14 protein-coding genes and 1 pseudogene are annotated in these 14,391 nt (G+C 60.8%); 9 read left to right on the top strand and 6 right to left on the bottom strand.

Annotation, left to right across the window (positions count from 1 at the left end; genetic code table 11):
• Nucleotides 1–33 precede the first annotated feature (33 nt).
• The 7 genes from C7477_RS13905 (at nucleotide 34) to C7477_RS13875 (ending at nucleotide 7,016) form a co-directional block, all read left to right on the top strand.
• Entirely contained in the window at nucleotides 34–1,035 is a 1,002-nt protein-coding gene (locus tag C7477_RS13905; protein ID WP_110753134.1) for an ABC transporter substrate-binding protein, read from the top strand.
• A 177-nt stretch (nucleotides 1,036–1,212) separates the two neighbouring features.
• Complete coding sequence (locus tag C7477_RS13900) at nucleotides 1,213–2,028, top strand: ABC transporter ATP-binding protein (RefSeq protein ID WP_110753132.1); 816 nt, start codon at nucleotides 1,213–1,215, stop codon at nucleotides 2,026–2,028.
• Between the two features lie 4 nt (nucleotides 2,029–2,032).
• Nucleotides 2,033–2,902, top strand: a complete 870-nt coding sequence (locus C7477_RS13895) for an ABC transporter permease (protein WP_110753130.1) — start codon at nucleotides 2,033–2,035, stop codon at nucleotides 2,900–2,902.
• A 39-nt stretch (nucleotides 2,903–2,941) separates the two neighbouring features.
• Nucleotides 2,942–4,678 carry an L-arabinonate dehydratase gene (gene araD, locus C7477_RS13890; protein ID WP_110753168.1) on the top strand — a complete coding sequence of 579 codons (1,737 nt, stop codon included), beginning with the start codon at nucleotides 2,942–2,944 and terminating at the stop codon, nucleotides 4,676–4,678.
• Nucleotides 4,679–4,694: 16 nt separating this feature from the next.
• A complete protein-coding gene (locus C7477_RS13885; RefSeq protein ID WP_110753128.1) occupies nucleotides 4,695–5,420 on the top strand; it encodes a ribonuclease activity regulator RraA in 726 nt (241 codons plus the stop codon).
• Nucleotides 5,421–5,489: 69 nt separating this feature from the next.
• The gene (locus tag C7477_RS13880; RefSeq protein WP_110753126.1) at nucleotides 5,490–6,584 is read left to right on the top strand and encodes an SMP-30/gluconolactonase/LRE family protein; all 1,095 of its coding nucleotides are present in this window, start codon (nucleotides 5,490–5,492) and stop codon (nucleotides 6,582–6,584) included.
• A 174-nt stretch (nucleotides 6,585–6,758) separates the two neighbouring features.
• Complete coding sequence (locus tag C7477_RS13875; protein ID WP_342633282.1) at nucleotides 6,759–7,016, top strand: response regulator; 258 nt, start codon at nucleotides 6,759–6,761, stop codon at nucleotides 7,014–7,016.
• A 235-nt stretch (nucleotides 7,017–7,251) separates the two neighbouring features.
• Here the strand turns inward: C7477_RS13875 and C7477_RS13870 are convergent, their stop codons facing one another.
• From C7477_RS13870 to C7477_RS19525, 3 genes and pseudogenes are all read right to left on the bottom strand, one after another.
• Nucleotides 7,252–7,575, bottom strand: coding sequence for a helix-turn-helix domain-containing protein (locus C7477_RS13870; RefSeq protein ID WP_110753124.1), 324 nt, complete (start codon nucleotides 7,573–7,575; stop codon nucleotides 7,252–7,254).
• A gap of 111 nt (nucleotides 7,576–7,686) precedes the next feature.
• On the bottom strand, nucleotides 7,687–7,815 hold the full coding sequence (locus tag C7477_RS19530; RefSeq protein WP_425373579.1) for a DUF1403 family protein: 129 nt from the start codon (nucleotides 7,813–7,815) through the stop codon (nucleotides 7,687–7,689).
• Between the two features lie 69 nt (nucleotides 7,816–7,884).
• A pseudogene (locus C7477_RS19525) lies at nucleotides 7,885–8,091 on the bottom strand (DUF1403 family protein); the annotation flags it as partial.
• Nucleotides 8,092–8,302: 211 nt separating this feature from the next.
• On the opposite strand from C7477_RS19525, the gene C7477_RS13860 reads away from it, so the two are divergent.
• Entirely contained in the window at nucleotides 8,303–9,436 is a 1,134-nt protein-coding gene (locus tag C7477_RS13860; protein ID WP_110753122.1) for a site-specific integrase, read from the top strand.
• A 205-nt stretch (nucleotides 9,437–9,641) separates the two neighbouring features.
• Nucleotides 9,642–10,553: an agmatinase gene (locus C7477_RS13855; RefSeq protein ID WP_110753166.1), complete on the top strand. Its 912-nt coding sequence runs from the start codon at nucleotides 9,642–9,644 to the stop codon at nucleotides 10,551–10,553.
• 32 nt (nucleotides 10,554–10,585) lie between these two features.
• Here C7477_RS13855 and repC read toward each other — a convergent pair whose 3' ends face one another.
• The 3 genes from repC to repA form a co-directional block, all read right to left on the bottom strand.
• Nucleotides 10,586–11,872: a plasmid replication protein RepC gene (gene repC, locus C7477_RS13850; RefSeq protein WP_110753119.1), complete on the bottom strand. Its 1,287-nt coding sequence runs from the start codon at nucleotides 11,870–11,872 to the stop codon at nucleotides 10,586–10,588.
• A gap of 196 nt (nucleotides 11,873–12,068) precedes the next feature.
• Complete coding sequence (gene repB, locus C7477_RS13845; RefSeq protein ID WP_110753117.1) at nucleotides 12,069–13,103, bottom strand: plasmid partitioning protein RepB; 1,035 nt, start codon at nucleotides 13,101–13,103, stop codon at nucleotides 12,069–12,071.
• Nucleotides 13,100–14,314, bottom strand: a complete 1,215-nt coding sequence (gene repA, locus C7477_RS13840; RefSeq protein ID WP_110753115.1) for a plasmid partitioning protein RepA — start codon at nucleotides 14,312–14,314, stop codon at nucleotides 13,100–13,102. The genes repB and repA overlap by 4 nt, the downstream gene beginning before the upstream one ends.
• Nucleotides 14,315–14,391 lie beyond the last annotated feature (77 nt).

The raw sequence follows: 14,391 nt of genomic DNA, 5'->3' as shown, positions 1-14,391 counted from the left end.
TATGATCATGCGGCTACAAAGGGAGGATTAAACATGCGACCATTCATTGGCGGCGCTGTTGCGCTTGCGCTGTCTTTAGGCTTGTCGAGCGCCGCCTACGCGGACAAGACCAACCTTTCCATCACCCGCCAGCCGGGGATTCTTTATCTCGCCAGCCATGTGATGGAGACGCAGAAGCTGATCGAGAAACACGCCGCGGAGGACGGCGTCGAGGGTGTGACCGTCGAATGGCGGACGTTCAGCGGCGGCGGCGCGCAGACCGACGCGCTGCTCGCCGGCAATGTCGATATCGTCAACACCGGCACCGGCAATCTGCTTTTGCTCTGGGACCGCACCAAGGGCAAGGTGAAGGGCATCATCACCAGTTCCGCCCAACCGGTCATCATGGTCTCCAACGATCCGCGCATCAAGACACTGAAAGACATTCAGCCCACCGACAAGATCGCGGTGCCGACCGTCGGCGTATCGACGCAGGCCATTCTCTTGCAAATGGCGGCGGCCAAGCTTTATGGCGAGGATCAAACCAAGAAATTCGATCCGAATACCGTTCAATTGGGTCATCCCGACGCGGTGGCGGCCATCGCCAACCCCAACCATGAGGTGCGAAACCATTTCTCCGCGCCGCCCTTCCAATATGTCGAGCTGAAAATGCCGGGCGTTCACAAAGTGACGGATTCCCGCGAGATTTTGGGCGGTGCGCTGACGCAGGCGACCTTCTTCACCACCACCGGTTTCGCCGATGACAATCCGAAGCTGGTTAAAGCGCTGCGCGAGGCGACCGAGGAAGCCATCGCCTTCATCAAGAAGGATCCGAAATCGGCGCTCGAAGCCTATAAACAAGTGTCCGGCGACAAGACCAGCCTCGATGATCTTCTCACCATGCTGAAAGAGCCGCACATGGACGAGTGGCGCACCGACCCGCAAGGCACAATGAAGTTCGCCGCGCACCTCTACAAGATCGGCACGCTCAAGACGATGCCGAAGGCCTGGACCGATTATTACCTGCCGGATTCCGCGTATTTGAACGGGAATTGACGTCTGGGCCTATCGCTATGGCGCAAATTCGCCCCTCACCCTTACCCTCTCCCCGCAAGCGGGGCGAGGGGGGCATAGACGTTGCCGCTTCTTCCTTCTCCCCGCGTGCGGGGAGAAGGTGCCGGCAGGCGGATGAGGGGCACTTACAAGCGCCCGCATTTCCAACGGAGCAAAATCATGCTGCAGGTCACTCCAGCGGCCATTGACCGGCCCGCTTCAGCAACGAAGCCGCCTCTTCTTGAGGTGGACAAGGTCACGCTGCGCTACAAAACCCCAAATCTGCTGGTCACTGCGACGGAAAGCGTCAGTTTCAGCGTCAATGAATCGGATCGTTTCGTGTTGCTCGGGCCTTCCGGCTGCGGGAAGTCCACCCTCCTCAAGGCGATCGGAGGCTATATGACGCCTTCCGCCGGTACGATCCACATCAACGGACGGCAGGTGAAACGCCCCGGGCCGGACCGGATGATGGTGTTCCAGGAATTCGACCAGCTGATGCCGTGGAAGACGGTGTTGGAGAACGTGATGTTTCCACTCACCGTGGCGCGCAAACTTCCGAAACATGAAGCCGAGACAATCGCGCGGGAATACATCGACAAGGTCAAGCTCACCCGCGCCGTCGATAGTTACCCGCACACGCTTTCCGGCGGCATGAAGCAGCGCGTCGCCATTGCCCGCGGCATGGCGATGCAGCCCGACATCCTGCTGATGGATGAGCCTTTCGCCGCGCTCGATGCCCTCACCCGCCGCCAGATGCAGGACGAGCTTCTGCAACTTTGGGAAGACACGAAATTCACCGTGATTTTCGTCACCCACTCCATCGCCGAAGCCATCAAAATCTCCAACCGCATCCTCCTGCTCTCGCCGCACCCCGGGCGGGTCAAGGCGGAAGTGGTGCATGTGGACGAGGCCCGGCAGGACGATGGCAGCGCAGCCGCTCTGGAACGCGACATTCATAATCTGCTGTTCGCGTCCGAACCGGGACACAAGGAATAAACCGATGAACTCTCCGCAAATCATTCTCGCTTCGGACGTTCAGCCCAGCGGACCGCTCGGCAATGTCAGCGCCGTCGAGCAGAAGCTCAGCCCGTTCGAAACGGTCTGGGGCATCGGCGCGGTCCGCAAGACCGCGCTCATCCTTGTCCTGGCCATCATCTGGCAGGTTTACGCAACCTATCTCGACAATCCGCTGCTTTTCCCCACGCTCAGCGATACGCTGATCACGCTCTATGATCGCTTCGTCGACGGCACCTTGCCCAACCGCATCTGGACGACGTTGCAGATCCTGTTCATGGGCTATTTCGCCGGAACCGTACTGGCCGCGCTTTTGACGGTTGTCGCCATCAATACGCAGATCGGCACGGATTTCCTCGAGACGATGACGGCGATGTTCAACCCGCTGCCCGCGATTTCGCTGCTGCCACTGGCGCTGATCTGGTTTGGCCTCGGCGCCTCCAGCCTGGTCTTCGTGCTCATCCATTCGGTGCTCTGGGCCGTGGCGCTGAACACGCATTCCGGTTTCCTCGGCGTTTCGCGGACGCTGCGCATGGTCGGCGCCAATTATGGGCTGACCGGCCTGCCCTATGTGCTGAAGATCCTCGTGCCGGCGGCGTTCCCTTCCATACTCACCGGTCTCAAGATCGGCTGGGCCTTCGCCTGGCGCACGCTGATCGCCGCCGAGCTCGTCTTCGGCGTCTCTTCCGGCCAGGGTGGCCTTGGCTGGTTCATCTTCGAGAACCGCAATCTGCTCGACATTCCCGCCGTGTTCGCCGGGCTTCTCACCGTCATCATCATAGGCCTGATCGTCGAGAATCTGGTGTTCCAGACGATCGAACGCCACACGATCCAGAAATGGGGAATGAAGGAATGAGCCGTTCCCATTCGCGCATCCAGTAATAAGGCTATGACCATGCAACAGAAGAAGACTGCCGAAACGCTGAGAAGCGCGCGCTGGTTCGCGCCCGACGATTTGCGAAGCTCCGGCCACCGCTCCCGCACCATGCAGATGGGCTATGCGCTGGAAGAATGGATGGGGAAGCCCATCATCGCCATCCTCAACACCTGGTCGGACGCTAATCCATGTCACGCCCATTTCAAGCATCGGGTGGAGGATGTGAAACGCGGCATCCTGCAGGCGGGCGGCTTTCCGCTGGAGCTCCCGGCGCTGTCGCTTTCCGAGAGCTATGTGAAGCCGACGACCATGCTCTACCGCAACATGCTCGCCATGGAAGCGGAGGAGTTGCTGCGCTCCCACCCCGTCGATGGGGCGGTGCTGATGGGCGGCTGCGACAAGACCACCCCCGGCCTCGTGATGGGCGCGATCAGCATGGGACTACCTATGGTCTACCTGCCAGCCGGGCCGATGCTGCGCGGCAACTATCGTGGCCAGCCGCTCGGCTCCGGTTCGGATGCCTGGAAATTCTGGGACGAACGCCGCGCCGGGCTCTTGAGCGAGCGGGAATGGGTGGAGGCGGAAGCCGGAATTGCGCGCTCCTATGGCCATTGCATGACCATGGGCACCGCGAGCACCATGACGGCCATCGCCGAAGCGCTGGGGCTCACCCTGCCGGGCGCGAGTTCGATCCCGGCGGCGGATTCCAACCACATCCGCATGTCGTCGGCAGTGGGCCGCCGGATCGTCGAGATGGTCTGGGAGGATCTGGTTCCATCGAAGATCATCACCGCCGCCTCGGTGCATAATGCCGTGGCGGTCGCCATGGCGACGGGCTGCTCCACCAACGCCGTGGTGCATCTTCTAGCGATGGCGCGGCGCGCCGGGATCGATCTGACGCTCGACGATCTCGACGATGCGGGCAGGAAAACGCCTGTGCTTGCCAATATCCGCCCGACGGGAAAGACCTATCTGATGGAGGATTTCTACTATGCCGGCGGCCTGCGCGCGCTGATGGCGAAGCTGGGCGACCTCCTCGATCGCTCCGTGATGACCGTTTCCGGCAAGACGCTGGGCGAAACGCTTGATGGCGCAGAATGCTTCAACGATGACGTCATCCGTTCGCTCGACAATCCGGTCTACCATGAAGGTTCGCTCGCGGTGCTGAAGGGCAATCTCGCGCCCAACGGCGCGGTCATCAAGCCCGCCGCCTGCGATCCGCGCTTTCATAGGCATCAGGGACCGGCGCTCGTCTTCGACAGCTATCCGGAAATGAAGGCGGCGGTAGATGATGAAAATCTCGACATCACGCCTGATCATGTGATGGTGCTGCGCGGCGCGGGCCCGCAGGGCGGACCGGGGATGCCGGAATGGGGGATGCTGCCGATCCCCAAGGCGCTGCTGAAGCAGGGCTATCGCGACATGCTGCGGATCTCGGATGCACGCATGAGCGGCACCAGCTACGGCGCCTGCATCCTCCATGTCTCGCCGGAATCGCATGTCGGCGGCCCGCTGGCGTTGCTTAAGGATGGCGACATTATCCGGCTCGATCTCGAAGCGCGCCGCATCGACATGCTGATCAGCGATGAGGAACTCGAACGCCGGCGCGCCGCATGGGTCAAGCCGCAGGACAAGATCGGCCGCGGCTATGGCTGGATGTTTGCCCGCCATGTCGGCCAGGCCGATACGGGCGCCGATTTCGATTTTCTGGAAACAAGCTTTGGGCCGACCGCGGCTGAACCCGACATATATTGAAACAGAGGACGCTGGAATGACCGACTATATCTTGAGCGAAGCCACCCGCGACAAGCTGATGGGCGTCGCTACCCCCACCATCGCTACGGCGCTTTACAAGCGGGGCCTGCGCAACCAGTTCATCCAGGATGTCCATCCGCTCTCCGCAAAAAAGCGGAACATGGTCGGACAAGCCTTCACCCTGCGCTACATTCCGGCGCGGGAGGATATCAACAGCCTCGAGGTCTTCAAGAATCCGGAGCATCCGCAACGCGCCGCCGTGGAGCAATGCCCGCCGGGAGCCGTGCTTGTCATGGACAGCCGGAAGGATGCGCGGGCGGCATCGGCTGGCTCCATACTCATATCGCGCCTGATGGTGCGCGGGGTGACGGGCGTCGTGACCGATGGCGGCTTCCGCGATACGCCGGAAATCGCCGAGCTCGACATCCGCGCCTATCACAACCGCCCCTCCGCGCCGACCAATCTGACACTGCACCAGGCGCTCGACATCAATGTTCCTATCGGCTGCGGCGACGTTGCAGTCTGGCCCGGCGACGTCATCGTCGGCGACGACGAGGGCGTCATCGTCATCCCGGCGCATCTGGCCGATGAAATTGCCGACGAGACGGTGGAGATGACAGCCTACGAGGATTTCGTCACCGAAAAAGTCCTGGCCGGTGCGACCATCATCGGCCTCTATCCCGCGACCAGCGACGCACCCCGGCAGGAATTTGCCGAGTGGCGGAAGGCGAAGGGTCGGTAGCCTAAAACATGCTGTGCCGCGGCAGGCCGGCGAAGAATTTGTTAATGGCAAACTGGAGGAGGAATTACCATGGAGATGACTCGCCGAACTATTCTGTCGATCGGTGGCGCCGGGCTCGCCGCCGCTGTTGCTGGCAAAGCCTGGGGGCAATCTCTCCCAACCATATTGAACCAACGCTATCCGGATCCATCAGTTGAGATCCTGGATCCGAGCTTTGCCAAATATCGCATCTATTCGGCTTCCGTGGAAAAGCTTGCCACGGGCATGCGCTGGGCCGAAGGTCCTGCTTATTTTCCGGAGGAGCGGTGTCTTCTTTTGTCCGACATCCCCAACAACCGGATCATGAAATATGACGAGGTGAGCGGCACTTTCACCGTCTTCCGCTCACCCGCCAATTTCGCCAACGGAAATGCCAGGGACAGGGAGGGGCGGCTGATCACCTGCGAGCATTCGATGACACGGCGCGTCACCCGTACCGAGAAGAACGGTTCGATCACCGTCCTGGCCGATCAATTCGAAGGCAAGCGGCTCAATGCGCCGAACGACGTAGTTGTCAGGTCGGATGGAACGATCTGGTTCACGGATCCGCTATTCGGCATCAACGGCAATTACGAGGGCGAGAAAGCCGAACCGGAGCAGGCAACGACCAATGTATATTGTCTCGATATCGATGGCAAACTTAAGGCCGTGATCACCGATCTGGTGAACCCGAACGGACTCGCCTTCTCGCCCGATGAAAAGAAGCTCTACGTCGTAGAGTGGAAAGGTACGCCCAACCGCAGCATCTGGAGTTACGATATCGGTTCACAGGGCGCAGTATCCAACAAGGTCAAGCTGATCGATGCTGCGGATTTTGGCGCATTGGATGGCTTCAAGGTGGACCGTGACGGCAATTTGTGGTGCGGCTATGGCAGCAACGGGGCGCTCAATGACGATGCCACCAGTAGCGACGTTGCCGGGCGTAAGACCTATGAACTCAAGGGCAGCTCGGAAAGCCTGGACGGCGTCATGATCTTCGACCCAGACGGCAAGCCGATCGGATTCATCCGTCTGCCGGAGCGCTGCGCGAACCTGGCTTTCGGCGGCCCGAAACGCAACCGTCTATATATGGCGAGCAGTCACTCGCTCTATGCGCTTTATGTCGGTACGCAAGGCGCAGGATGATATAATCGACAGTCGGGCAGACGGCAGCGACCGCCAAACTATTCCCGCGTTGCTGTTGGAGGAGCCGAATCGACAAGCCATAATCCATCGATTTCTTTAGCCGCAGACGCCCGCAATCCTTAAGACTGCCTTAAGCCGCATGAACAAGGAGGAACGGTCGATGAGGTGAGCGAGATGCGGATACTTATTGTTGAGGATGATGCCGTCCTGCGGGACGGTCTCAAGGTAGGCTTGGCCATAGGCGGATTCACGGCGGACGCGGTTGAAACCTGCGAGGAGGCGAACGCCGTTCTCAAGAATCACGATTTCGACGCGCTCGTGCTCGATCTGATGCTGCCCGATGGCGCCACCATTTCTCGTCGACCTGGGACACGTCGACCGTCGGGATCGGGAACCGTTCGTCGGGCATCGCGGCATACATCGGTGGCCTGACTGGACGAATGGGCTTCGATGTCAATGCGGTCGTGGTGGGTTGCATGGCCGACACGCAGCCTGACAGCGTCAAGGCGCTGGCGCCGAGGAGAAAAGTACGCCTGGGGATGGAGGGTATATGGTGTTTGCTCAATGTTCGTGGGCCTTGTGCTTTTGGAATTCCCTCAGCGCACAAGGCTCAGCTTAAGCCCAGCTTAAGAGCGAAAGGCTAATTCTCGGCGAAATGACGCTCCCCTCAGGATGTTACGGCGAAACGCCGCCGATATTCACTGGGAGTCAAGCCGACGAACCGGGCAAATATCTTGCGGAACGCGCCGGGATTGCCATAGCCGGTCTCCCAAGCGATCTGTTCCACCGATTTGGCGCTGAACTGTAAAAGCTCGCAGGCTCTGCCTACACGTATCCGCTGACCATATTCCGATGTCGTCATGCCTGTTGCCTTGCGAAACCGGCGCAACAAAGTACGGCGTTCCAGTCCGGCCTTGGCCGCCAGCGCCCCCAGCGAGATGTCCTTCGCCGCCCCTCTACGGCCCGCTTTAAAAGCTATGACATAGCTCACGGCATGGCGCCAGCGCGATCAGGGCGGGTTCAATTTGCGACATAGAAGCCCTTCTAGTGGGCTTTTTTGGCTCGCCGCCCCCCGATTATGCTCTGCCCAGTCTGGTAATCATTATAATCCATAAATCCGAAACGAGGTTCGGCCGGAGAGTTCCCGCACGGCGCCGCGGCCTTCCAGGCGCTCGAACAGCCGGCTGGTGGCCCAGCGGGAACGATTGCAACCGGGAGCGGTGGCGGGCACGGCGACGAGAACGCTGGTTTTCGATTGGCGAACCCTTTTGCAGGCCAAAAACACCTTTCCGGCCGGGCCCGGATCGTCGCCGGCTGCGGTCAGCAGCACGGCGTTGCGCAGCGCGTTTTCGTCCTCGTTCCGGCCCATCAATCACGCCGCCACAACAGCACATTTCAGGGCTTGTCGGGCGCGCCAGCAGCCGGCCCAAGCGGGCTCGGCGCGCACCAGATCGGCCAGCGATTTCAGGGCGATGCCGGCGGCAAAGGCGGCGTCGGGCTCGGTCAGATTATTACCGCGCGGCAGCGCCCAACCGGGCAGCGACGACAGGATTAAGGCGGTTGCCGGGGGGGCGAAATGCAGGCGAATCCATGCCGAGCCGCCACCGCGATACGGCGCTTTATTGATCGAGCTTCCCAGATAACCGCCGCGCTTGTCGTGTCGCTTTTATGTCCGATAACCTTGCCTTATCGGACATAAGCGGCTAGCTTGGCAAGCCATGCAAAAGCCCCCGGAAAATCCACACCAAATCGACCGAAAGCCGCCCACCGACCATAGCGAAGGCGCACTGCCGGATATCGTCGATATGGTCATGAGTATGGGCGCCGCACCCCGTGTCCCGGCGCGGCTGCAAGCCCTGGTCGAGACCGCGACCGCCTACGCCAAGGCCGCCAGTTCCGAAAACACCCGCGGCGCCTATGCCAAGGACTGGCGGCATTTCACCGCCTGGTGCCGCCGGGAAGGTTTCGAGCCACTGCCGCCGTCGAGCCAAGTCATCGGGCTCTATATCGGCGCCTGTGCCGCAGGCACCGTTGCCGGCGAGCGCAAGCGCGGCATCCCTCCCCTCGCGGTCGCGACGATCGAACGGCGCCTCTCCGGCCTCGCCTGGAACTTCACCCAGCGCGGCGCACCGATGGACCGCGCCGACCGGCATATTGCGACGGTGCTCGCCGGCATCCGCCGCAAGCACGCCAAGCCGCCGCGCCAGAAAGAGGCTGTGCTGGGCGACGACATCAAGGCGATGGTCGGCACGCTCGGTCATGATCTGCGCGGCCTGCGCGACCGCGCCATCCTGCTGCTCGGCTTCGCCAGCGGCCTGCGCCGTTCCGAGATCGTCGGCCTCGACGTCGTCCGCGACGACCATCCCGATGGCAACCCCGGCGCCGGCGCCGGCTGGATCGAGATTTTTCCCGGTCAGGGCGTGCTGGTGACGCTGCGCGGCAAGACGGGCTGGCGCCAGGTCGAGGTCGGCCTCGGCACGTCCGAGCAAACCTGCCCGGTCGCCGCGCTGGATCTGTGGATCAAATACGGTCGGATTGCGCGCGGCCCGCTGTTCCGCCGCATATACAGGGACAACACAACCGTCGCCGCCGAACGGCTCGCCGACAAGCATGTCGCCCGCCTGGTCAAGCAGACCGCGCTGGCCGCCGGCGTCCGCTCCGATCTGCCGGAAGCGGAGCGCGCGCTGCTGTTCTCGGGGCACTCGCTGCGCGCCGGCCTGGCCTCATCGGCCGACATCGAGGAGCGCTACGTGCAAAAACAGCTCGGCCACGCTTCGGCAGAAATGACGCGCAAATATCAGCGGCGGCGCGACCGTTTCCGCACCAATCTCACCAAGGCGTCGGGGCTTTAAGAGTCCCTCCCCTGCTGCCGGCGTGAAATCGTCAGGTCAAAAATGCGTGCTGGATTTTCAGCTTAGCGCTTCAATTGAAATCATAAAGTAGAACCGACAGATCTGGAGGCCCCCGCTGCCTAACAGAAGATGATATGCTTAAATGCAGGCTGGAGGCCTCCTCCCGGCTCCGCAATTTCCGTCGCACCTGCATCAGGATTTGGACATGAGCGTCTCGCCTTCCTTTCTCGGCCTACCCGATCGTCTCGCCGACGGCATCAAGCCGCGCGCGGTGATCTTCGGCGCCGGCCACGCCAGCACCTATCCGGGCAAGGACAGCAGCAGCCACGCCATGGCTGCCGATGCTATCCGCGCCGCAAGCCAGGAAGATGCCGGGCTTATTGCACATTGGGATTTCGATCTCGGCGGCCCGCTGTTCGGTGGCCATCCCATGTGCTGCATCGATGCCGGTAATATCCCCACGACCATGCATGACAATGCCGGAAACCGCGCACGGATCGAAGCGAAGACGCGCGAAATCCTGGCATTGCCGGCCGTGCCGGTCATGCTTGGCGGCGATGATTCCGTGGTTATTCCCTTTCTCACCGGTTTTACGGATCACGGGCCGGTCTGGATCCTGCAGATCGACGCGCATATCGATTGGCGCGACACGGTGGATGGCGAGCCCTACGGCTATTCGAGCCCGATGCGGCGGGCGAGCGAAATGCCGCATGTGGCCGGCATCGTGCAGGTTGGCCTTCGCGGCGTCGGCAGCGCCCGCCCCGCCGAGATCGAAGCGGCGCGGCAATATGGCAGCCGCTTCGTAACCGCCCGCGAGGTTCATGCCCATGGCATCGACGCCGCGCTCCGGCATATTCCGGAAGGCGCCAAGGTTGTCATCACCCTCGACTGCGACGGCCTTGACCCGAGCATCATGCCCGGCGTTGCGGCGCGGACACCCGGAGGCCTTACGTATACACATGTCATCGACCTGATCGCCGGTCTCGGCAAGCGGGCGACAATCGCAGGATTCGACCTGGTCGAACTCTACCCTCCAGCCGATCTCGACGGCTTGTCCACGCTGACGGCTTCTCGCCTCCTCGTCAATGCGATTGGCGCCGTCGTCCGGCAGAGTTGAGACAGGGAACGCCATAGCTCCCTCCCTGCATATCACGATCCCGGCTTTCTGAGACTGTTCAGCAGTGCTTCGGAGACCTGCAGCCTGCGACCGCCCCCCTCGCCCGCCATTTTCTTCGCGTCGAGCTTGTTTCTCAGCAGGGCCATGATCATCGGCCAGGTGGAGAATTTGCCTTGCCTGGCGCGCTCGGTCAGGCTGCGTAAGTAACCGCCGGCATTGTTGATCTGATCGGACCGTTCATAAATCGCCGCCAGCGTGATCGCCGCTTGCTGCTCGCCCATCACCTCTCGTGCCTCGCGCCAGGCGCTCGGGCTGATCCCCAGCATCGGCCTAGCCTTTTCCGCCGCGGCCAGAAATTCGCGCCAGTGCCGGATGGCGCCGCCTTCGGCAAGCTCGGCCAAGCCTGGGCAGGCGTCCAGTACGATCCCCAAGGGCAACTCTCGTTTGGGCAGGGCGCGAATGTTGTCGCTTTCCGCAACGGTGCCGCCCGCTTCTTGTTTTATTCCTGAGCCATATTCAGATTCAGAATAAGAGTCTGGTTTTGAATTCTGTATATGGCGCCCAAAATGGGACTCATTGCCGTCCTGATTCTGAGAATCCGTGAAGGATTCCAATGTGTCGCGGATTTCCTGCCACAGCAGCTGCAGCTCCTCGCAGACCGCGTCGATCACCTGTTTCGGCGCGGAGCGCGGCAGCTTGGCCAGGATCTGGCGATAAACGATCTGCATCCGGCCCCATGGCGCCGGAACGCCTTCCTCAATGCCGACGTCGATCATTTTGACGATGTCGCGGCGAATGAGCGTCAGTTTCTCCTTCGAAACGCGAAAAGCCTTTTTCTCCGTCTGCACCGCTTCGGCCAAATCCCTGAACTCCGCCGCACGGGCGACAAGCGGTGACAGGTCGAAGCCATAAGCCTGCTCGATCTCCCCTCCCCTCCCCTTGCGGGCGAAGCGCTTGCCGTTGGGGCTGTCGCGCCGGATGATGAGGCCGCAATCGACAAGCACCGCCAGATGCCGCCGCAGCGTCGTCGCCGGCATGCCATTGGCGCGCGCGCTCAGAAGCTCGTTCGACGGCCAGACCACTAGTTCGCCATCACCGGTCAGCGTGGTCTCGGGATGGAACGACAGCAGGGCGTTAAGGATCGCCAGCGCGCGGTCGGTCGCGCCGAGCAGATCCCGCGCCTCGCGGATATGCTGGAAGACATGCCATTTCTGGACAGAGGCGTCCCTTGGCATTTCCCGAGCGGCCTTCTGGCTCGAAATCTGGCCAAGCAACACCCGCCGCCGCCCAAAGGGCGTCGTTGATATATGCGTCTGCATTTTTCTTCACCTATGGTTAAGGCAAAAGAAATCCGCTCGCCGAAACGGCGCTCAAGTCACAAGGACTCTTGACAGTGATTCGCGGAAATGCGATTCTCTCGTTACCACACTTGAGAAGGGCTTCCGGACGTCGTTTCGGGGGCCTTTTTCCTTTTGCGGATTCAGTTCTCCTGTTTACTTCATATATCCCTTGCCCCTACCGCGATTTTGTGTGCTCGGCGTAGAGGCGAGGAAGCTCGTTCATCACGAAGTCCGCGAAATCCGGAGACGTGCGCCGGTCGATCGTGAGCGTGATTTTCTGTTTTGTCTGCGCAATCTGGGCGATTTCCTGCCCTCCCGGCAGAAGGACAGCGTTGGCGTTTCGCACGGACGCCTTTTCAGTCAATGCCCGAGCCACCGCCTCGAATCGTTCCTTCGAGGGGAGCATTGCGACTTCGGGCTTGGTAGCAACGCTTAAGGCCATTTCCATCCGCTCCTTGCCTGCCGTCAACACCTCAGCAAGCGCCATCCAATTGCGCCGGCCGATACCATGGGCTGGGCCAATTGCATCGACCAGCTCGGTTGGGATCTTAACCGCAACAGCAAGCATGTTGGATAAGTCACTTTTATAAATCGCGAGAGCCGCCATGACGACATCACGTGAAAAGCGCTCCGCCAGCTTCTGGGCGAACCGAACTTTCTCGATGTAGGAGAGGTCCTGCCTCTCATTGTTCTCCTGCCCCTGGGCTACGACCAGTTCCTGGTCGGTGAGATTGCGAACGATTGCTTTGACCCCGATATCCAGCTCCAGTGCAGCCCGCAGCCGCCGGTGTCCGAAAGCAACCTGATACGCGCCCGTCTTTTGAGGGTGCGGGCGCACGAGGATAGGCACCTGCTGGCCTTGCTCGCGAATGGATTCGACGAATGACCGGAATGGTTCGTCGTCGGAAAGCATGCGATCTGGAATGAAAGACGGGTCGATAGACGCAGGATCAAGCTCAACGACGGCTTGGCCGGCGCGCAGCTTTTCCTCGATCTCATCGGCACGGCGCGAGCGCTCGCTCAATTCACCCAGGGACCGGCCAAGGGCACCGACGGGGGACCTGCCGGCATCATCCACCAAATCGGGCGAGCCCAGTAGCGGCCGAATGCGGGACGGACGCCGTGCGAGAGCATCTTGGGAACTAGCCGAAGCTGCTTCGGCGCTTTCTGCCGGCGGCGTCAGATTTGCGAAGATTTGCTTCCGGCTCATGCGATCCTGCCCCAGGCCTTCTTGATAAGGCCTTCAATCTCGCCATTGACATTTTCCATCGATTCAAGCGCACGATCGTACGTCGCGCGCGTGAACTGGCCGCGGTCCACTTCGAAGATTGTCTGATTTGTCAGGCCCGCGTCGGAGATAGCCGTGCTCTTGAGCATCGGATGATTAAGAACGTGATCCCCGAAAATCGAGCGGAGAAACGCAACCATCTGGTTCTGCGGACCATCACTCGGCTCGAAGCGTGTGATGAGATATTTCATCCACGAATATTGCGAGGAAGCCCCTGCCCTGCCGATCTCTTCGAGAAGATCGCTGGTCATCGCCAGGAACTGGTTCATCGACATGACGTCAAGCATCTGCGGATGAACCGTGATCAGGACGGAGGTGGCCGCCGTGAGCGCCGACATGGTCAGAAAGCCCAGTTGCGGCGGACAGTCGATGACGACAACATCATAAAGCTTTTGGATTTGGGCAAGCGCCTGGCCGATGCGGGCAAAGAATAGGGTATCGCCCGGCGCGCGGTTGAGCAGCGCCTTTGGCGTATCGTGTTCGAACTCCATAAGCTCCAGATTCCCGGGGATGAGATGCATGTCCGGAATATAGGTGGCACGAACGATTTCGGAGATCGGACGTTTCTCGGCATCATACCGGATCGCACCGTACAGGGTCTCGTTGGGCCCTACGTCCAGTTCCGGCTGATGGCCGAACAGGGCCGAGAGACTGGCCTGCGGATCGAGATCGATTGCCAGCACGCGGTAACCCCGCAGCGCAAGATACTGCGCCAGATGCGCTGACGTTGTGGTCTTGCCTGAGCCTCCCTTGAAGTTCATGACCGAAACGACCTGAAGCTGCTCATTGTCATTGCGCCACGGCAGATAACGGCGATTGCCCCGGGCCCCGGCATGGAGATGCTTCCGGAATTCATGGATGGCTTCCACGGAATAAGACCGTCTACCGCCGGACGAGATGGTCGAGACATCCGGTATTTCAGCTGCGACCTGCCGAAGATATCCTTCCGTTACGCCAATGAGCTTGGCTGTTTCGGCTGGAGAAAAGTGGCGGATTCCCTTCTCGGCGCTCGGCGGATAGATGCTGAGATGATGCGCCTGCAGCTGCGCAGCCAGTGCCGCCGAATGGCGCTGGAGCAGCGTCTTCAATTCGTCCGGTTCGGCGTCGATTCGCTTTTGGGCGACGGTTGTCATCAATATATTCCATCTGGACACTAGCTGCGGAAAAATTCCAAGAATGCGAAAATCTCCGCAGATGAAAAGATATGTCC

The sequence above is a fragment of the Paramesorhizobium leguminum genome, from assembly GCF_003217235.1.
In the GTDB taxonomy this organism is placed as follows: domain Bacteria; phylum Pseudomonadota; class Alphaproteobacteria; order Rhizobiales; family Rhizobiaceae; genus Paramesorhizobium; species Paramesorhizobium leguminum.
The sequence above is the reverse complement of the archived record's forward strand: the minus strand, read 5'-3'. Positions and strand labels throughout refer to the sequence as shown.